This window comes from Veillonella agrestimuris (genome assembly GCF_943193065.1).
Lineage (GTDB): Bacteria > Bacillota > Negativicutes > Veillonellales > Veillonellaceae > Veillonella > Veillonella agrestimuris.
The window spans coordinates 30,565-50,788 of the sequence record NZ_CALPCS010000011.1 but is presented as its reverse complement, the minus strand read 5'-3'; the positions used below and the strand labels follow the sequence as shown (position 1 = coordinate 50,788).

Here is a 20,224-nt window from a genome sequence, read left to right as displayed (position 1 = left end):
AACTATGCGTAGATGGATTATGCATGTGGACATGGACGCCTTTTATGCGTCTGTAGAACAACTGGATCATCCTGAATATAGAGGCCACCCCGTTATTGTGGGTGGTCTTTCTGCACGTGGCGTAGTGGCTACTGCTTCTTATGAAGCTCGTACGTTCGGCGTTCATTCAGCTATGCCTTTATCGCGGGCTAAGCAGTTGTGTCCACATGGTATTTATGTGTGGCCTCGCTTTGATCGCTATAAAGAACTATCTAACACAATTCATAAGGTGATGGAAGAGTTTACGCCCATTATTGAGCCCTTGTCTTTGGACGAAGCTTTTTTGGATGTAACCGGAATTACCCATAAATACGCTGGTCCCGTGGCTTTAGGGAAAGCCATCAAGCGGCGTGTGTTAGAAGAAACGGGGCTCATCATTTCAGCTGGCTTAGGGCCTAATAAATTTCTTGCGAAATTGGCATCTGATTTAGATAAACCAGACGGCCTTGTGGTTATTCCCTATGGGAAAGAAATGGACATGATCGCTAATTTGCCTATTAAACGTATTTGGGGCGTAGGCCCTAGGACGGAGCAGCGCCTCAAAGAAGGGGGCTTTCACAAGATGAAAGATATCCAAGCTTTGGCAACAGAGCATGATTTGATACCTTATGTAGGGAACCAGGCACGGCGCATTTGGGAATTGGCTCGTGGCATTGATGAACGGCCTGTTGAAGTGGATCGCCAAGTGCAGTCTGTAGGCAATGAAGAGACTTATGAAGTAGACTTATTAGATCCTGCTATTATCGATGTAGAATTGCGGTATTTCGCGAATCGAGTAGCGAAACGGCTCCGCAAACAAGGCCTAAAAGGCCATACGGTGTCTATTAAAGTACGGTACAATGACTTTAAAACGGTGTCAAAACAAAAACGCCTTGCCGCCGCTACCGATCAAGAAACTATTATTTACGAAACAGCGGTTTTGTTGTGGAATAAAATCCATGGAGGCTATAAGCCGAGTGATAGTAAATCAATGAGGCCGATGAATACTGAATCGCTCCAGCAAGGACGGACGCAACCTATTATGATGGATAATATGGAAGTCATGGGCGCTATGCCGGAGAAACACTTTGATACGTCCATATTGGCGCTGCCCCATAAACCGCTACGTCTCTTGGGTGTCACTGTGAGTGGGCTTTCAGAAGACGGATTAGTACAAGATAATTTGTTCACTAGTGGCCACGATGAAAGTAGCGAAAAACTGAGCTCTGTTTTAGATGAACTAGAAAGTAAATTCGGCCGTACCGCTATTATGAGTGGAGCCCTCTGGCAACGAGAGAATGGATTTGGCGGCGAACGGCGCCACCGTTCGACATTGAAAGCACATTTGGATGAAGACAAGGATCCCCTAGAAGCAAATTCTGCGTTACATAATTCTGCGTTACATGAAGAATAAGTCTTTAATGAATGGATTGGTTCATGATACAATATAGATACTAATATGTGAATACATAAATAACCATGAAAGAGGTAATGTATATGAGTATGTTTCGTGTGGCCATTCATTATGGCGTAAATAGCAATGGTTTTTTGTCCTATGATGTAGATACAAAAACAGTAACAGTGGATTTGCCTGAACAAGAATGGATTGACAAAGTTTTGACGTATTTGAACACAGAACATGAAATCAAACACGCTACGAGCATTGATACGTATGAAACATTGCAAGTTAAGCCATTAGAGTCATTGGATAATTTGAAACTGGCTTTGACTCGTATGTGGGAAGCCATCGATGTACAAGTAGACTGGAGCCGTCCAGCATAATGAGATGATTGTTTCATAAAACATTACGAATATAAGCCCCAGAGTATACAAATAGCCTAGTTCACATGAACTAGGCTATTTGTTATAAGAATGTTATATATACCATTTGTCTTGCAGTTGCTCACAGTAAAACGCTATAATAAGATATACATGCGTCTATAGCTCAGTAGGATAGAGCGACAGTTTCCTAAACTGCAGGTCGGGGGTTCAATTCCCTCTAGGCGCACCAATAGAAAAGAAGCATTGGCATTTGCCAATGCTTTTTCTGTTATATGTATGACACCACTAGTGACCATCGTGAAAGATCGATACTTCTTGTTGTGTATATATTTACAGCTTATACTAAAATTAAGGTAGTCTGGTGATACGGGTTTGCTCCTTCTCTCCGAAGGGTGGTGATGCTATGAGTACTTATGAAGCGTTAATGCTCATGATTGCCTTTGGCACACTCGTAGCTATTATCCTTAACGGATAATAGCCCGTTGTAAGAACAACAGGCCATTTTCTCAAAAGAATTCTATTTTTGGAGATGAGCCTGTGATTCCACTCACTGGGCTACCCCTTATCATCATTATACGCATCAGTTAACCCATCGTCAAATAACGATGGGTTGGCTATTTTAAGATATTTCGTTTCTTCTTTTTCCATTAGTAATATTTATAGGCATTCTGTCAATATATCTTTTGTATTAAACTATGACACTAGTAGTGACCATTGTAGAATGCCGATACTTATTGTTCGGTATACCTGTACAATTTATAATATAACTAAGGTAGCCAATGAGTTGGGCTCATTACCAAAGGCGGTGATGAGATGAGAGTATATGAAGCATTATCTCTAATGATTTTGTTTGGTACACTTATTGCTATTATTCTAAAATAGAAAAATAGCCCTAACGCTTTAAGCACGTTACGGCCATTTCTCGAATTTTATTGTTAATTCATTTGAGATGAGCCTAACGCGACTAAACATTGGCTACCCCTTTATGATTATTATACGTAACATTTAGATTATCGTCAAATAACAATGGTTATATATAATGAACAGTCCATCATATATCTTGGTGGACTATTTTTAGGTTTTAAAACCTAAAACTCTGTTCAAAAATTAAAAATTAGGCTTAAAAACCTAAAAAAATATAATATAATTTAGATAAATTAGATTTAAATGCCTAAAATTTAGACTGATTATATAAACGATAGATAGTTTACATACATTGGGAAGGAGGAAAATGAATATAATATTTATGGAGTTATGAATCTGACAGGAGGCGACTTATATGGAATTTCGACCTATGCGTAGAAAAAATCAACAAGTTAGTGAAGATGAATGCAAACGAATTTTGAAAGAAGAGAAACGGGCTGCTTTTTCTGTTATTGGGGATGGAGGCTATCCCTATACAGTGCCTGTTAATTTTTATTATGATGAAGAAGAGCATAGAATCTTTATTCATGGTGCCAAATCAGGCCATAAAATGGATGCGCTACAACAATGTAATAAAGTATGTTTCACAACATGGAATCAGGGCTATAAGGTGGAAGGACATTGGGAATGGAATGCTACTAGTGTAGTTGTTATGGGGCGTGCTACTCTTGTTGAGGATCCTCTTTATTGGAAGGATAAACTACATAAGATGGCTATTAAGTATTATCCTACTATAGAAGAGGTAGACAAGGAGATGCAAAGTCCTCCTATTAATGTAGTACAAATGATTGCCATTGATATAGATCATATGACAGGTAAGCTAGTCAATGAGAAATAATATATAAAGGAGTTCGTTGGGGTGTATTATTATGTGTAGTATCTAATATAGAATGGTTGATATCTAATAGGATGTGGGTTATACCTAGATTGCATAAACATAATTCCCTCTTGTTTGCAGGCATTAGAAAAAAAGCGTATCATGAAAATAGTGATAGCTTTCACTAAATGTATTTTTATTAACAGGGAGGATATTATGCAACACGTTCAAACCCGCAGTACTACTTTTACGTTAGTACTCACAGCCGTATTGATTGCCCTCGCTACATTATTGACAATGTACACTAAGATTCCGGTGCCGGGCATTCGCGGTTATTTTAACATTGGCGATGTGGTCATCATGACGTCTGCTTTGCTATTAGGGCGCAAACAAGGTGCCTATATTGGGGCTATTGGTCCTGCACTGGCTGATTTAATTCTAGGATATATTATATTTGTACCTATTACCTTTGTGGTGAAAGGCATAGAAGGATACCTTGTAGGTTCTCTGTATCGTAAAGATAATTACATGTCTGCCCTCATGGCGACTATTGCTGGTGGCATTACTATCGTGGTAGGCTATTTTGTGGGTGAATATATGTTTATGGACCCTGGTGTCGCTTATGCTGGTTTATTAACCAATACTATCCAAGCCGTTATGAGCGTCATTATTAGCATGATTCTCTATGTTGTATTGCGTAGACGGTTAGGATAATAGTAATTAGTTTCGTACAATTTATGAGTACACGAGTGTATATTTGAGCCTATTACATGCAAATGATATAATATATTGAGTAAATATATTAACAAAAGGAGTACAAAATGGCTGATTTACCTAATTGTCCAAAATGTGGCGACGAATATACTTATGAAGACGGCAATATGTTTGTGTGTCCTATGTGCGGTCATGAGTGGACTGCTGCTGATGCAGCTGCCGCTGCGGAAGCAGGTATTATTCGCGATGCGAACGGTAATGAATTGCAAGATGGCGATTCCGTCGTTGTTGTGAAAGATTTAAAAGTAAAAGGTGCAGGCGTATTGAAACAAGGTACGCGAGTGAAAAATATTCGCCTTATCCACGATGCTAGCGATGGACACGATATTGATTGTAAAATTGATGGTTTCGGTGCTATGGCTTTGAAATCTGAAATGGTTAAAAAAATCTAATACGGAGGTTTATGCATGTTACCTGAAAAATTATTAGAAGTACTTAAACATGAAGGCGTTGTGTCCATCACAACTTGGGCGAACGATGAAGCACATGTAACTAATACATGGAATTCTTATTTAAAGGTAGATGGCGATGATCTTTGGGTACCTGCAGCAGGTATGACAAGTACTGAAAATGATTTAAAAATCAATAATCGTGCTATTGTAACATTAGGTGCTCGTGAAGTAGAAGGCTTCAATGGCTACCAAGGTACAGGATTCCGTTTGGAATGTACAACTTCCTTCGTATCTGAAGGCGAAATTTACGACAAAATGTACGCTGAATATCCATTTCTTAACCGTGTATTGATTTTACACGTAGAATCTGCCAAACAGTTGCTTTAATACTCGATGCAGGATGACTAGATTAAGGCATTAATCGGGTCGATAGCATACATATTGACAAGATGATAAAAACTCCCTGTGGACTATAGTCTACAGGGAGTTTTTGCATATCCTTTGGTTTATAAGAATGGTATAATGAATGCATATATATTAGATATTACAAGCTATGAGTCTATATACCATGTATAAGATATAACATCCTTATATATGGCTGATATGACTATCATAAGGAGGTGCCGCATTGATTTCCACAGAAGATTTGAAAGCCCATACGTACCAATTATTAGCTAATCGAGGTGTGACCGTAGAGGATATTGCAGAGCTCGTTATGTTCACACAAAGTCAGTATTCTCCGAATTTAACTATTGAAGTTTGTATTGCCAGTGTTCATTCTGTATTGAATAAGCGAGAAGTGCATAATGCTATTATTACTGGCGTTGAGCTCGATATGTTAGCGGAGCGTAACCAATTGTCCCAACCTTTACAAGACATTGTGCAACACGATACGGGGCTCTTTGGTATCGACGAAATCTTGGCCTTCTCCATCGTTAACCTATATGGATCCATTGGCTTTACCAATTATGGCTATTTAGACAAAGTTAAACCTGGCATTATCAAGACCTTGGATAATAAGACAGAAGGGCGATGCAATACTTTTTTAGATGATTTAGTAGGTGCCATAGCGGCGGCAGCAGCGGGACGCATTGCTCACAACAGGCCAGATTAATTGACACACAAAACGATAGTAGATGATGCTGTTCGTGACGATAGATACAGTAATATTAGAGGATATAGAAATGAAAGTATTAATTGTGGTAGATATGCAGAAAGACTTTATTAGTGGTTCTTTAGGGTCTGCAGAAGCAAAGCACATTGTTCCCTATGTGGAAGAGCTAATTAAGAACTGGCCTGGCATCATTATGTTCACACAAGATACGCATAGCGAACAGTATCAAGCGACACAAGAAGGTCAGTTGTTGCCTATAGCGCATTGCATTAAAGGACACGATGGATGGCACATTCACGAATCCTTAGTAGCGGCGGTATCAGAGAATATACATAATATGTCTATGAACATCATTGAAAAACCTTGTTTTGGATCCTTGGAATTAGTAACATCGCTACAAGAATGCGATGATGAAATAGGACTTACTAGCATTACTATAGTAGGCCTCTGCACCGATATATGCGTCGTGTCCAATGCCTTATTGGTGAAAGCCGGCCTTCCAGAAGTACCTGTTTATATTGATGCGGCTGGATGTGCAGGCAGTACACCAGAGAAACACCGAGCCGCTTTAGAGGTAATGCGCAGTTGTCAATGTTATATTGTTAATGATTGAGTATCACCAAAGATGAGATTTATTATATGTAATGATACATGATTAATTTGCGGCTATCACTGTTATATATAGTATGGTTAAAAGCTTGACGGAGTACCTGAGAGCAAACTAAAATATACTATAGAATAGTTGTGCTACCAGTGGACAGCTATTAACGTAAGTTGATTGGATTTGATTGGGTCCGCATCCAACGGAAACATGATTCCTTTAAGATGCATTTATATAAGTATAGTACTGGACCTTATGGGGAGGCGTGTGCCATGAGTAATGAATTAAAAGCACTGCATTTTGATGCTGATTATACAATGGAAGAGGCGATGGCGGAGGCAAAACGCTGTTTAAATTGTCCAAAACCGCTATGTCAAATGGGTTGTCCTATTGAGAATGAAATTCCTCGGTTTATTCAAGCTATCGCGCAAGGCAATTTTGGCTTGGCCAACGATATTTTAGGGGAACGCACCAACTTGCCGGCTATTTGTGGTCGTGTATGTCCGCGCGAAAATCAATGCGAAGGCAATTGCATTATGAATAAAGCGAAAAAACCGCCTATCAATATCGGTAAATTAGAGCGCTTCGCTGCTGATTTTGAAAGCATCCATGAATTGCGGAAACCGAAGAAAATCGTTCAAACCCATGGTAAAGTAGCCGTAGTTGGTTCTGGTCCTGCTGGTTTGTCCGTAGCTGGTGATATTGCTAAATTAGGCTACGAAGTGACGGTCTTTGAAGGTCAATCTGAACCGGGCGGTGTATTGTTATTCGGTATTCCTGAATTCCGCCTTTCTAAAACAATCGTGCGCCGTGAAATTGCTCGCCTTGAAGGGTTAGGCGTTAAGTTCGTTTGTAATACTTTCATCGGTCAAGACAAAACATTAGATGAATTATTTGCAGAAGGTTTCGACTCCATTTTCATCGGGACTGGTACACATATTCCACAAGAAGTGCGCATGGAGAATGACGAAGTGCCGGGCGTATTCCAAGCCATGCATTTGTTGACGAATGTGCAATTGGTGGACAATGGCGTGATTAGTAAAGACGAAATTCCTGTGAAAGAAGGGGACCGTGTTGTTATTATCGGTGGTGGTAACGTAGCGATGGACGCGGCTCGTACGTGCGTGCGTTTAGGCTGTAGCGCTGTTACTGTAGCGTATCGCCGCAATCAAGAGCAAATGCCAGCTCTCTTCTCCGAATACGAAGAAGCGCGCCAAGAAGGCGTTCAATTCCAATGGTTTGCATCTCCAGCTGGCGTAGAAGGTACTGATAAAGTTGAAGGATTCAAATACGAAGTGATGGCTCTCAATGAAGATAGTGCTGGTATTCATGGCACTGGCCAATACCAAGTGATGCCTGTGGACAAAATCATTATCGCTGCTGGTCATAAACCAAACGATCGCCTCGTAGGAGAAGGTAATAACTTACAAGTAGATGAAAAAGGCTATCTCGTTGTATCTGAAGAACCATACGGCATGACAAGCCGTGAAGGGGCCTTCGCTGGCGGTGACGTAGTGCATAAACCAGCTACGGTGGTTCTCGCTATGCGAGAAGCGAAAAAAGCCGTTGATGGTATGGTGAAATACATGGAAATCAAACGAGCTATGGAGAATGCTAGTTCTGCTGAATAATTACAGGTCTGTGATAGGATTTATGTTAACCTATCAGTCTAGATAAACTCGTATATAGGCAAATAGAAAAGGCAACTATGATTGAGTCATAGTTGCCTTTTGTGCTTTTTATTTAGTAGCGTTTGCTGTTTTCGCTGATGCTGCAATAGCGTAAGCTGTACCTTTCACGATGCGTTGGAGTTCGTTATTATTCTTCTCATCATCGTTGCCTGTGCTTGCTACTGTTATAGTAGCTACTACATCGTCAGCCATAGCAAAGGTGGCTATAGATATTGGTTTACGGGTGTTATTCGTTACATCTATATTTGCGACGTCCATATTTGTTACATCTGTAGGTATTGCATAACTATGGGCAGATTTTATAATAATTAACTTTTGCCCATCGTCCATAGTATCATACTGGATCGGCTGCTTAACGCCATCTATATGTTCCTCATAGGTGAAGAGTTTGCTTACTTCATCGGTAGTGCTTGTTGTAGCATTACGTAGTTCCTGTAAAGCTAAGACTTTATTAGTAGCAGGTTTCGTTAAGTTCACTGTAATGTGAAGCGGTTCGTTGTTCAATGTTGCATCGGTCATTACAGTTGTGGTGAAAATGCTCGTTACCTTTGTATCTTCACGATTATGGCTGCTAGAGGACTTCACTTGATAGCCTGTTGTATAAGCTGGTAAATCGAAAGTGTAAGTCGTTCCATTAAGAACCATATCAAAGGCGTTGAGGCGGTTTTCTTGATATGTTGTTATATATGTATCGCTATCGTTACTGGATGTTAACATACTAGTATTCACTACAGTTTGCTCTGTTGGTGTAGTCATAATTTCTGTAGTAGCACCAAAGGATGTATAAGGTATTATTGCTATGACAGTAGCTACTACTAGGGTTTGTATATTCATAATTAAACCTCATATATGAAATATTAGCATGATATAATAATAGGAGCCTCTAGAAAGGAGGTGACACATGCTTGATGGCTTTTTACAACTTATCTGGGTTCCCTTTCTAGCCCCTTTATTGGTTAGTGTGATAACCGCACTTATCATACGTTATATCAATAAGAAATAGAAAGAAAATAGGACGGCGGCAACCGTCCTATTTTTTACCTCTAAAAGGTAACATTAGCTTAATAGCTTATTCAACTTATCTGTTATACCGCACGTATAACTTACTTATAGTATATCTTTTTACCTATTTGTCGTCAAGCGTGGCAATTAGGCCTTTATATACCAATGGTAGTAATTCGTTTGGAGAAGGTGTTTGTTTCTAACAATTGTTTATAAATTATTTTTTTATAATATTGCCATACGCGTCTTTGTAAACGTTGTTAGCTTTGTCATTGTCGGAATTTACGCGAACGCGGTTCACTTTATGACGGTCATTGTCTTCGCCAGAAATGCGGTCTACACGGAAACGATCCATGCGGATTTGACGTAATTCTGGTTCGAATTCATCCATTAATTTATTCATAGTAGCATCTTGTTTTGCACCATTTTGCAATGCACGGTACAACATAGCGGCGAACTCGTAACGAGTCATAGCCATATTGCCTTTGAACATACCATCTGGATAGCCTTCAATGATGCCGTTGCCAGCTAACACAGCGATATATTCGTAAGCCCAGTGATTTTCTGGAACGTCAGGGAACATAGCTTGTTTTGTTGTATCTAAGATACCTAATACACGATTCAATTTGTCGTTTACATCAGCCAATTGTTGACGAAGATCCTTGTTATCTGCTTTCAAATCGAGAATTTCTTGTGCCATCGCTACGCGAGAACGAGTTACATTGCTAGCTTGACCAAGTTTAAAGCTCACACCAGCATTAACCATGTTTTCACCATTACCCATAGAACCGGCTACACTGAACATAGTGTCTTCGTTTGGACGGTAGAAAGCACCTACTGCCATAGCGTTTTCGCCAGAGTAGTTGCCATAACCAGCAGCGAAGTTCCATTTATCATCTGGATCGAAATCGAGTGGGTGCAATGCGGATAATGCAGCAGCACCAGCGCCTACTTTATCGATACGATTGTCTAAGCGATTGATGCGGCTCGTGTTGTTAGCGATGTTTTCTGCATTTTTATTAATATTTATAGTGTTATTGTTGATTTGATTTTTAATCTCATCAGATACAGCGACTGTGTAGTTGTGATTACCATCATTGTTTACTGTTACAGAGTTGTCTGCAGCAGATACTGTAGTGATGGTATCTTTGGCGGATACCGTATATGTTGTAGCATTGCCTGCTGTAGCAGATGTAACAGTTACATTGTCGCCTGCTACTACTTCTACATTTTTAGTATTTGCCTCTACAGCGCGTTTTAACTGTGCTACGTTAACAGCGTCAGTATCTGCAGAACCAGCTGCTACACCTGTAATTTGGCGCGTTATTCCCAGCGTGTCGTTACCGATTGATACGGCTGCTCTTGTACTTTGCCATGTAGAGTCCGTTGCTGTTGATGTTGTACTTGTTAGAGGATCGTAGCCACGAGAACCTGCGTCACGATTGGCTAACGAATAAGCCCCTAAAGCGACACTGTTAGCTAAGCTAGTGGATGCACTTTTACCGATAGCTGTTGCACGTTCTCCAACAGCGTACGCACTATCACCTACTGCAGTAGCGTATGTGGCACCAGCCGTAGATCGAGTACCGAATGCAGAACTATACATTGATGTTGCTTTTGAACCATCAGCAACGGCTGTTGATTGATAGCCTTCAGCATGAGCATTCCAACCGATAGCAACAGCACCATCCCCACTAGCTACAGAACGAAAATTGGCAGCAAAAGAATCATTGCCCGTTGCTTGAGCGCCATTACCAATGGCAACGGCACCGCGACCAGAAGCATTAGTTGATTTACCTAGTGCCGTAGACCATTCGGAAGCTTTTGCATTAGATCCTAGTGCTGTACTTTGAAAACCAGTATATGCATTTTCACCGATTGCTGTTGAGTAGCTACCTAATGCATAAGAGCCACTGCCTACAGCAGTAGCGCTGAGATTGCTAGAGTGCGAGTTAGAACCGATAGCAACACCATTTGAACCTTCTGCATGGCTAGTTACACCTATTGCTACACTATCGCTTGCTGGACCATAACCAGAGCCTGTAGCTTTTGCATCTTTACCAATGACGATAGTATTCGTACCTTGAGACTCTGCGTTTTCACCGATTACTACAGCACCTGTAACTCCAGTAGTAACGCCACTATTAGGATGAGTAAAGCTACTAGCCTTTGTATTATCATTACCTATGATGGCATTATTAGTAGCGTTGTCATAATAGCCATAGTTATAGCTATAGTTAGTTCTAAGGATCGCTGTCCCATCGGATGTCATAGTCCCTGTGGAATCTGCCATAGCAATAGTTGGTGTTAACAGCAATAAAGCCGCTAGTTTAGCGCAATGTTTTTTCACGAAAACCTCCTACAAACAATTACCTATTAAAGAGCATTACAAGTATTTCACAACTTCTTCATATAACTTATATTATAGTAAATCTTTACATAATGGGTCAACTTTTATTATATGAATAGACATTACAAACGTATAGCGGCAAGAACGTGAGTGCATAAACTTATTTATGAAAGTAGAAAATATATTGTAAAATAGAAGATATATAACGCATGGAACAATTAATACAGAGATACTATCTAAGTCATGGAATAGTACATTAGTTAGGGGAGTCATTATGAGCATCACTATGTATTACGGCCGCGCTGGTTCGGGTAAGACACGAGCTGTTTATGAACGGATACAACAGGTTATCCAGGAATGTCCTGGAGAGCCAATTATATTGCTTGTACCAGAGCCTGCTACGTATCGGGTGGAGCGAGAGTTAGCAGAATTTATGCCTCAAAAGGGCTTTACCACAGTTAGGGTAGTTGGTTTTGGTCGTTTGGCGTACCAAGTGTACCAATCCATAGGCAATGCAGAGGTGCAGAGAAAGAGCATTTCCAAATTAGGCCGGTCTCTTTTGTTGCGTCTTGTTATGAAACGAAAAGCTAGCGAGTTAGGCTTATTATCGCAAGCTACGAAGCGACCAGAATTTGCTTCTGTGTTGCAAACTTTGTTTTCCGAGTTTCGTTCATTCCGCATTGGTCCCGATGAATTAGAGCGAGGTGCAACGACTGTATCAAATACAGTACTACAGAAAAAGCTACGCGAATTAGCGACGTGTATGGTTGCTTATGAAGAAGAATTGCAAAGGCATGGGCAAATCGACGGAGATCCCATTATGGACCTTGTTCACGCTTTGCCGCAATCGCCTTTGATGGAGAATTGCCACGTCTTTGTAGATGGGTTCCACTGGTTTACACCGGTTCATTTTGAATTGCTCTATATGTTGTTCGATTTAGCAAAGGAATCGGTAATAACCGTGGATTTACCAGATGACCCTAAGCGATTGCTAGGGCGTCAAGGGCATTCCCTCTTTAGTCGGCCTTTAGAGATACTGGATACCTTATATGGCGAATATGGTACAAAACTGCAGTTCCGTGCTTTTGAAGGCTATAAACGGAGTAGTACTGCCACTATTGATACTGTTACGACACAAACAGACGTACTGAAGTCTTTAGAAAGTAATTTCTTTCACGGTCGCAAGAATCCTACCGATGAACGGATTCCGTTGGTAGCGGCCTACAATCGGGAGCGCGAAGCGGATTGGATTGCCCGCGATATTTTGGCGTACCTTGAAAGCGATGAAAACGCACGGTACCGCGATGTGTGCATTATGTTGCGCGAATCAGAAACCTATGGCGACACGTTGGACAAGGTATTTACTCGTTACGGCATTCCTCATTTTATGGATCGTCAGCGACCTATGAAACATCATCCATTAGGAGAGTTACTTACCGATCTATTGGGTATTGTAAAGCATAATTACAGCCGTGATACGATGTTCCGTTTGTTGAAGACAGACTTGACGCCTCTTAGTAGAGACGAAGTAGATGAATTAGAAAACTACGTCTTGGAATTTGGTATAGACCATTTTCAGTGGGAAAAAGAACAGTGGTCCTATATGCGACGTCGTTCTAACACTCCTGATGAAGAGCAACCTGATGCAGTTCGCCGTGCTCGTGTGAACACAGCGAAAAACAAAATCATGGCCATTTTATCGCCCTGGTTTGATTTTGCTACGTCCCAAGAATTACATTCGGCTGCTACTTGGTGTGAACATATTTACGGCGTATTAGAAGACTTGCAAGTGCCACGGAGGCTTTACGAATGGTCCCTCGAAGCCGAAGCCGCTGGCGATTTGGAGGCGAAATCGAGTCATGAGCAAATGTATAATGCTATCATCAATTTCCTTGATGAAATGATGATTCTCGGTGATGAGGAACCTCTTGGCCTTGATGAGGTTATAGCGCTCTTAGAAGAAGCCTTAGAAGATGTGCATTATTCTATGATTCCGCCGTCTCTCGATCACGTGGCCATCACTACTATCGAACGGGCTTACAGCCAATCTTGGAAACGCGTGTATGTGATGGGTCTCAACCAAGGTGTATTCCCACAGAGTATGGGCGATGAAGGGCTTATTAAAGATAAGGAACGTCAATTGTTGGCCGAAGCTGGTATTACCCTTGCCGAAGGGGCTTTGCCGAAGGCTTTCAATGAAAATTTTCTCCTCTATTTAGCTATGACGCGCGCTAGTGAACACCTCACCTTGTCCTATGCAGGGGCTAACGAAGAAGGGGAAGGTCTGGAAAGTTCCCTTGTTGTGAAACGCTTGCAGTCTCTCGGTTATTGTGGCGCGCCTATAGAGGTGCCTTTCACTATGGCAGAAGGGTCGGAAGAGGACTATGTGTGGCGCCCGATGCAGAGCCTATCCCTCTTATCCGAGCGCTGGGGCGATTTGTTCCGCGGTATTGACGTGGCGCCTGTGTGGTGGGGGCTTTATAATTGGGCTCGTGAAAGTCAAGAATACCGTCCGCGGTTAAGAGAAGTGAGCCGCGGTATTCGGGACAATAACCACGTGCCAGTTATCTCGAAGGATCTCGTAACAGGATTGTTTCTCAAACGAGGGTATATGACGGGATCTGTTACGCGCCTTGAAAAATACCAACAATGTCCGTTTAAATTTTATGCGCAATATGGATTGAAATTAGAAAAACGAAAAGTTCGCTCCTTTGGGGCGCCAGAAATTGGTACATTCTTGCATGCTAACTTAGAACGTCTCGGTGCGCAGTTATTGGCGGACAATAAACAATGGCGCGACCTAGATGATGTTACGCAACAAGAGTTGTGCTCTACCATTGCGGCGGATATTTTGGCAAACAATCGTTTTGATGAAGATGAACGGTCTGCTTATGATCAAGCCATTGAAGACCGTATCGTGAATACTTTACAAAAAACGGTGTCTCGTTTAGTGACGTGGTCAAAACAAAGTTCGTTTAATACAAAATTTGTGGAGCAAGATTTTGGTCGGCCTGGCAGTTGGCAGTCTATCAAAGTGCCTATTGGGGAAAACTATTCGTTAAACCTTATAGGGCAAATTGACCGCATTGACGAATATGAGCAGGATGGTCATACATACGGTATGGTTATTGATTACAAGTCGGGCAATACGTCGGTAAATGCGCAAGATGTGTACTATGGTCTTAAGTTACAGCTCGTTACCTACTTATTAGCTTTAGAGCGTGCTTATAAACGGACTCATGGTGAAAGTATGACTCCTGCCGCTGTGCTATATACATATGTAAAAAATCCGCGTACCTCTGTTAAAGTGCCTATATCTTACGAAGAAGCACAGGAAGCAGCAAAGAATAACGGAGAACTAAGTAATAAAGGTTATGTAACGGATAATGTAGACGTATTGCAACATATTGACGACAAGCTGTTTACGTATAGCGGAAAAGGCCCCTATGTACCAGTACGAGTGAAAAAAAGCGGAGATATTTACACCAGTGATAGAAAATCCGTCAAATCAAGTAGTGATTTTAATCTTCTCTGTCGCTACGCTGAATCTGTTATGAGTGATACTGGTAAAGCGATTGGACATGGACAATTTCCTATTGCGCCGTACAACTTGAATAAAGCCATTCCTTGTTCCTATTGTGACTACAAAACAGTATGCCGATTTGATAATGAGCGCAATACGTATCGTTATTTAAAACCACTGCAAGAAGAGCATGCATTATTGAAAATGGAAGAGTCTTTGAAGAATGGACATACGACTAAAAAAGGAGGTGAAGCGTAATGGCTATGAAATGGACAGCAGAACAAGAGGCTGCTATTATTGCTCCTAAAGATAGTGCGTTAGATGCACAAACCTTGCTCGTAGCAGCTGCAGCAGGATCTGGTAAGACTGCCGTTCTTGTAGAGAGGATTATTACACGCTTAAAAGATATGACGAATCCATTATCCGTACAGGAGTTGATGGTTGTAACCTTTACAAAAGCAGCAGCTGCCGAGATGAGCGCCCGCATTGGTGTAGCCTTGGCGAAAGCGATGGAGTCTACCGATGACGTAGCCTTACAAGAGCGATTAGAGCGGCAGTTAAACCTACTGCCGTCAGCCCATATTTCTACGCTTCACTCCTTTTGCCAATGGGTGATTCGCTCTTATTTCTACAAGCTTGATATCAATCCTACGGCTCGTATCGGCAATGAAGCGGAAATGACACTCCTTAAACAAGAAGTATTGGATCAAGTGTTGCGCAAGGCCTATGAAGATAACCAATATGGTATTTTCGACTTATCCGATTTTTTTAGTGATGACAAATCGGATGTGGGCTTACAAGAAAAGGTGCTGAGCCTGTATGAATATGCCATGTCTTTATCCAACCCAGATGGATGGTTAAGACAGGCTGTAACGCCTTATCGTGAAGCGCAGGAACGCTCTTTAGTCGATACAGTATGGGGTAGTGTTGCTTGGCATGAACAGCAACAGGAAATTGCTCGCATGGAAACGCGCTTACAGCGTATGGAGGTGTTGCTAGCCGATCCGATGGGGCCTTTCAAATGGTCGAAAGTATACGACGAACAAGTGGCAGCATTACAAGGATTAAAAGGAGCTTCAGATTGGACTTCTATGGTAGAGGTGTGTCGTCATTTAGACACCTTTGTAAACGCGAAATTTTCTACTATTAATAAGGAACTTTCATCAGGCGCTATCGACCCAGCCATAGCAGAGGAATTCAAAGCATTAGGTTCAGACAATAAAGATGCTTTAAAGGCCATGCAACAAGGGTTATTTCATATTGATGAAATTGTATTGCAAGAACAGTTTAGGGAACAATACCCTATCATTCACAATTTAGTGGAGCTCACCATTGCCTTCCACAGTGCTTATAAAGAAGCAAAAAAAGAAGCAGGCATCATGGACTTTAGCGATTTAGAACATCTCTGCTTAGCTCTTCTTGTAGAACCGGGTACAGAAGACGATCCAGAGCCGTCGGATGTAGCGAAGGAGTTGCAGGAGACTTTCAAAGAAATCATGGTGGACGAGTACCAAGATACAAATGGTGTGCAAGAAACGATTATTAACCTCATTTCGAAGGAAGATAATCGGTTCTACGTAGGCGATGTGAAGCAGGCTATTTATAGTTTCCGTATGGCCGATAGTTCCTTGTTCATGAGTAAGTACAATACGTACGGCGGTAGCGATGATGTGGAACGACGCATCGATTTGGCGAAGAATTTCCGATCTCACGAAAATATTTTGGCTGTAACGAATTTTATTTTCTACCAAATTATGACTGCCGAAGCGGCTGAGTTAGATTATACGGAACGGGAATCCCTCATTCCGGGCCGGATTGTGGAAGATGCACCAGAAAACTGGGTTGGAGGGGACGTAGAAATTCACTTACTGGACGTGAAAAACACGAATGATGGCACTGATGATGTGGGGATGTTTGGTAGTGATCATAGTCAGCGCTCTAGTGCTACGTCTAGTTCGAGTGGGCGCAGCGTAAGTGGCGATATTGCTGATAGTGATGGGGAAGATTCTCCAGAAAACAATGAACGGGAGCTAGATTTCATCATTCGAAAGATGAAGGAGATGCACGCTTCTAAGATGCAAGTGCAAAATCCGGACGGTTCCTTCCGGCAAATTCAGTGGCGAGACTTTGCTATTTTGCGTAGATCCTTAGCTGGTTGGGGCACTCGTGCCGTAGCAGCGATGCGCCAAGCCGGTATTCCAGCAGTGGTTAATGAGCGGGACGGTTACTTTGAAGCTCAAGAAATTCAGCTCCTCTTATCGTTATTGCAAATCATTGATAATCCAGAGCAAGACTTGCCCATGGCGGCGGTGCTCCATTCGGGCTTAGTCGGTCTAGATGCGAACGAACTGGGTGCTCTGCGCCTCTCTGGAGAAGGCTCTTTGTGGCAATTGTTGCCAACCTATGCAGAAACGCGTGAAAACGCCGATGTAGCGCAATTTATTACTCATTTAGAACGGTGGCGCACTTTGTCTCGTCGTCACAGCATTGGTGATTTGCTTTGGGATATATACGAAACATTGGACTACGTAAACTACGTCGGTGCCATGCCAAACGGTCTCGTGCGGCGCGCCAATGTGATGGCTCTCTACGAGCGAGCGAAAGGCTTTGAGTCTTCTGGATTCCGAGGCCTCTTTAGATTCCTTCGTTTCGTTGAAAGTTTGCGGGATAGCAATCAAGACATGGCTGTTGCCAATGTAGTGACCGAAGCGGATGATGTAGTGCGCCTCATGACAATTCATAAAAGTAAAGGCCTTGAGTTTCCGGTGGTTTTCTTGTCAGGTATACAAAAACGCTTTAATGAAATGGACTTTAAATCACCCCTTCTAATTGATAAAAACGCTGGTATTGGTTTGAAAGGGTATTACGCGGACCTTCGCGTGTCCTATCCGTCCATGCCATGGATGTATTGTAAATCTGTTAAACAAGCAGCTATGAAAGCAGAGGAAGAGCGTATTTTGTACGTAGCCCTTACACGAGCTCGCGATAAACTATTCATGACGGGTTTTATCAAAGGGCTTATGACGGACGGCAATACCTTAACGGCTGCTGGACATGTAGTGAAGAAGGCTGCGCTCCAACAAGATCAGGCGTTGCCAGCTGAATTGATTCAACGGGCTAACTCTTATTTAGATTGGATTCTCATGGCTACAGCGCGCCACCTTGATGGAGGTGCACCACTACGAGGCGGCATTGACTTTGACGGCATCAGTCAATTCGACCTCCTCGATCGACAATGTGGCATTAGCGTTCACATCCATGATGGCAAAAAGTATGGCGATTTAGATTACAAAGTCGATATTGATGAGACGACTATCGACAAAGTCCGTCAATTAGGTGCTGTCAACGATGTTCCATTATCTGAAACCGTAGTTAAGCGATTTGCCTACCAATATCCAAATGAAGTGGCATCCAAACGAACTGCAAAAATCTCGGTAAGTGAATTGAAACGACGCTTTGCAGAACTTGATGCGGAAGCAACGGCCGCTACAGATATTGAAACAGTAGATAGAAAGAGTATATCTGCTGATATTGCATTTGTGGACGCTGACCAAATTACGGATATTGACACTGTACCGGTAGATACTGAACATATAGTCGCAGATATGCTTCAAGATGAGCAAGTAAATATATCTGAAATTGATGACGATATCCTAAATGATACTGTATTCGGTAGAAAGCCTACATCGTTGGCAAAAGAAGAGTCCATCGTGACTGGCGCTCAATGGGGTACTCTCATGCACGAAGCGATGCAGTGGCTACCTATACAATCCTATACGTTAAGCTCTTTATCAGCTATGCTCGATGCTCTTGTAACAGAAGGTAAATTTAGCGAAGAAGAACGGAGCCTCTTAAACGATAAAAGCTTGTTAAGGTTCTTTGATTCGCCTCTTGGTAAACGCCTCATTGAAGCAAAACGGAAAGAAAGGGAATTGCCTTTTAGTATGCTCATTGACGGACAACGAGTATATCCTGATTTAGAAGTAGGGGAACAATTATTCCTACAAGGGATTATCGATACGGCTTTTGAAGAAGAGGGGCAATGGATTTTAGTGGATTACAAAACAGACCGCGTCAAAGATGGCGATGAACTAATTAAACGATATAAAATTCAAATGGATCTGTATAAAGAAGCCTTAGAAACATTGACCGGCATGCCTGTTAAGACAAGCTATATTTATAGCTTCCGTTTGCATGAGGCAATTATTGTATAGCAAGTAACAAAAAAGGTATACCTCCTATGGAGAGGTATACCTTTTATTTTATAGTTGGTATTTGGAGCAATGATTTTTTCTTTTTATGGTCCGTAGGTGCAAATACTTTCAGTACTTGCGGTAATACTTCAATATCAAGCGGCATGTAAGGTCCTGCATCGCCGTCCATATTAGTAGGCAAGTCTTCTACTTCTGTTAACAACTCGATGTGGGCTTTTTTCACTGTCAATGTAGTGGTGTATCGCGAGTTGTAAATGGCACCGCTCAAAATGAGTGGTAATACGCTGAGTATATCGAGAATGAAATATTCTTTAAAGATAATGAGGCGCATGTAACCATCGTCCACAGAGGCTTCTGGCATGAAGCGTTCAAAACTAGATACTACATTGGTTAACAGGGCTAATACGAGAGGGGATTTGCAGATAAAATCTTCGTCTTCCGTTTTGATGCGGAATGTATAGTCCTTTGTAGTAAATAAAGCTTGTCCAGCGCGTAAGAAATATGCCACAGGGCCGAGGATTTGCTTTTCTTTAGGTGTCACTTCTTCTACGACTTTAGGAATTACACCGGCGGCAATATTGTTGCAGAAATATCTATCATTACAACGGCCTACGTCGATTAACCGAGTTTGTTCTAAATCGAGGCGCTTAATGGCTTCTAATGGGCGCTGTGGTATGCCGAGGGCACGAGACATATCATTTACGGTGCCTACCGGAATAAATCCAAAGGTACAGGTGAAACCGCCTTGGGCAATGCCGTTTACCGTTTCGTTGACGGTGCCGTCACCACCCATACAAAATACGGCGTCGAATCCTTCATCACAGGCGAATTTAGCAAAATGAGTAGCGTCGCCTGGGCCGGTAGTAAATTTTACTTCTATTGTGTCAAAGAAAGTGCTCAATTTCCACTGTAAATCGAGGGCATAACGGCGCGCCGCACCGCCACCTGATACAGGGTTAATGATAACCATACAACGACTCATAGTAACGACTTCCTTACTTTTAACATAGTCATCCTAAAAG

At 41.8% G+C, this 20,224-nt stretch carries 16 protein-coding genes and 1 tRNA gene; 14 read left to right on the top strand and 3 right to left on the bottom strand.

Going from position 1 to position 20,224, the window contains the following annotated elements; translation table 11 throughout:
- Positions 1–4: 4 nt before the first annotated feature.
- From dinB to NFR29_RS06355, 12 genes are all read left to right on the top strand, one after another.
- Positions 5–1,432, top strand: coding sequence for a DNA polymerase IV (dinB, locus tag NFR29_RS06405; RefSeq protein ID WP_251424667.1), 1,428 nt, complete (start codon positions 5–7; stop codon positions 1,430–1,432).
- 83 nt (positions 1,433–1,515) lie between these two features.
- A complete protein-coding gene (locus NFR29_RS06400; protein ID WP_251424665.1) occupies positions 1,516–1,800 on the top strand; it encodes a hypothetical protein in 285 nt (94 codons plus the stop codon).
- Between the two features lie 152 nt (positions 1,801–1,952).
- Positions 1,953–2,029, top strand: a tRNA-Arg gene (locus NFR29_RS06395).
- A 132-nt stretch (positions 2,030–2,161) separates the two neighbouring features.
- Complete coding sequence (locus NFR29_RS06390) at positions 2,162–2,275, top strand: putative holin-like toxin (protein WP_251424663.1); 114 nt, start codon at positions 2,162–2,164, stop codon at positions 2,273–2,275.
- 338 nt (positions 2,276–2,613) lie between these two features.
- Positions 2,614–2,682 (top strand): putative holin-like toxin, encoded by a 69-nt coding sequence (locus NFR29_RS08335; RefSeq protein WP_420908280.1) that lies wholly within the window; start codon positions 2,614–2,616, stop codon positions 2,680–2,682.
- A 397-nt stretch (positions 2,683–3,079) separates the two neighbouring features.
- Complete coding sequence (locus tag NFR29_RS06385; protein ID WP_251424661.1) at positions 3,080–3,562, top strand: pyridoxamine 5'-phosphate oxidase family protein; 483 nt, start codon at positions 3,080–3,082, stop codon at positions 3,560–3,562.
- A gap of 195 nt (positions 3,563–3,757) precedes the next feature.
- Positions 3,758–4,255, top strand: a complete 498-nt coding sequence (locus NFR29_RS06380; RefSeq protein ID WP_251424658.1) for an ECF transporter S component — start codon at positions 3,758–3,760, stop codon at positions 4,253–4,255.
- A 107-nt stretch (positions 4,256–4,362) separates the two neighbouring features.
- Complete coding sequence (locus tag NFR29_RS06375) at positions 4,363–4,707, top strand: zinc ribbon domain-containing protein YjdM (protein ID WP_251424656.1); 345 nt, start codon at positions 4,363–4,365, stop codon at positions 4,705–4,707.
- 15 nt (positions 4,708–4,722) lie between these two features.
- Positions 4,723–5,094, top strand: a complete 372-nt coding sequence (locus NFR29_RS06370; RefSeq protein ID WP_251424654.1) for a pyridoxamine 5'-phosphate oxidase family protein — start codon at positions 4,723–4,725, stop codon at positions 5,092–5,094.
- A gap of 241 nt (positions 5,095–5,335) precedes the next feature.
- Positions 5,336–5,821 (top strand): phosphatidylglycerophosphatase A family protein, encoded by a 486-nt coding sequence (locus NFR29_RS06365; RefSeq protein WP_251424651.1) that lies wholly within the window; start codon positions 5,336–5,338, stop codon positions 5,819–5,821.
- A 70-nt stretch (positions 5,822–5,891) separates the two neighbouring features.
- On the top strand, positions 5,892–6,434 hold the full coding sequence (locus NFR29_RS06360; protein WP_251424650.1) for a cysteine hydrolase family protein: 543 nt from the start codon (positions 5,892–5,894) through the stop codon (positions 6,432–6,434).
- Positions 6,435–6,694: 260 nt separating this feature from the next.
- Complete coding sequence (locus NFR29_RS06355; protein ID WP_251424648.1) at positions 6,695–8,053, top strand: NAD(P)-dependent oxidoreductase; 1,359 nt, start codon at positions 6,695–6,697, stop codon at positions 8,051–8,053.
- Between the two features lie 108 nt (positions 8,054–8,161).
- Here NFR29_RS06355 and NFR29_RS06350 read toward each other — a convergent pair whose 3' ends face one another.
- Both NFR29_RS06350 and NFR29_RS06345 read right to left on the bottom strand, forming a co-directional pair.
- Positions 8,162–8,947, bottom strand: a complete 786-nt coding sequence (locus NFR29_RS06350) for a hypothetical protein (protein WP_251424646.1) — start codon at positions 8,945–8,947, stop codon at positions 8,162–8,164.
- A gap of 385 nt (positions 8,948–9,332) precedes the next feature.
- Entirely contained in the window at positions 9,333–11,465 is a 2,133-nt protein-coding gene (locus tag NFR29_RS06345; RefSeq protein ID WP_251424643.1) for an S-layer homology domain-containing protein, read from the bottom strand.
- Positions 11,466–11,739: 274 nt separating this feature from the next.
- On the opposite strand from NFR29_RS06345, the gene NFR29_RS06340 reads away from it, so the two are divergent.
- Complete coding sequence (locus NFR29_RS06340) at positions 11,740–15,246, top strand: PD-(D/E)XK nuclease family protein (RefSeq protein ID WP_251424641.1); 3,507 nt, start codon at positions 11,740–11,742, stop codon at positions 15,244–15,246.
- Positions 15,246–19,202 (top strand): helicase-exonuclease AddAB subunit AddA, encoded by a 3,957-nt coding sequence (gene addA / locus NFR29_RS06335; protein ID WP_251424639.1) that lies wholly within the window; start codon positions 15,246–15,248, stop codon positions 19,200–19,202. The genes NFR29_RS06340 and addA overlap by 1 nt, the downstream gene beginning before the upstream one ends.
- A 43-nt stretch (positions 19,203–19,245) precedes the next feature.
- On the opposite strand, the gene NFR29_RS06330 is transcribed toward addA, so the two are convergent.
- A complete protein-coding gene (locus NFR29_RS06330) occupies positions 19,246–20,184 on the bottom strand; it encodes a diacylglycerol/lipid kinase family protein (RefSeq protein ID WP_251424637.1) in 939 nt (312 codons plus the stop codon).
- Between the last annotated feature and the right edge of the window lie 40 nt (positions 20,185–20,224).

Bases quoted from the DNA above. Each gene is read 5' to 3' on its own strand.
- NFR29_RS06360 (WP_251424650.1), top strand. From the start codon at position 5,892: ATGAAAGTATTAATTGTGGTAGATATGCAGAAAGACTTTATTAGTGGT.
- NFR29_RS06340 (WP_251424641.1), top strand. From the start codon at position 11,740: ATGAGCATCACTATGTATTACGGCCGCGCTGGTTCGGGTAAGACACGA.
- NFR29_RS06385 (WP_251424661.1), top strand. From the start codon at position 3,080: ATGGAATTTCGACCTATGCGTAGAAAAAATCAACAAGTTAGTGAAGAT.
- NFR29_RS06330 (WP_251424637.1), bottom strand. From the start codon at position 20,184: ATGAGTCGTTGTATGGTTATCATTAACCCTGTATCAGGTGGCGGTGCG.
- NFR29_RS06375 (WP_251424656.1), top strand. From the start codon at position 4,363: ATGGCTGATTTACCTAATTGTCCAAAATGTGGCGACGAATATACTTAT.
- NFR29_RS06355 (WP_251424648.1), top strand. From the start codon at position 6,695: ATGAGTAATGAATTAAAAGCACTGCATTTTGATGCTGATTATACAATG.
- NFR29_RS06400 (WP_251424665.1), top strand. From the start codon at position 1,516: ATGAGTATGTTTCGTGTGGCCATTCATTATGGCGTAAATAGCAATGGT.
- NFR29_RS06380 (WP_251424658.1), top strand. From the start codon at position 3,758: ATGCAACACGTTCAAACCCGCAGTACTACTTTTACGTTAGTACTCACA.
- NFR29_RS06350 (WP_251424646.1), bottom strand. From the start codon at position 8,947: ATGAATATACAAACCCTAGTAGTAGCTACTGTCATAGCAATAATACCT.
- addA (WP_251424639.1), top strand. From the start codon at position 15,246: ATGGCTATGAAATGGACAGCAGAACAAGAGGCTGCTATTATTGCTCCT.
- dinB (WP_251424667.1), top strand. From the start codon at position 5: ATGCGTAGATGGATTATGCATGTGGACATGGACGCCTTTTATGCGTCT.
- NFR29_RS06370 (WP_251424654.1), top strand. From the start codon at position 4,723: ATGTTACCTGAAAAATTATTAGAAGTACTTAAACATGAAGGCGTTGTG.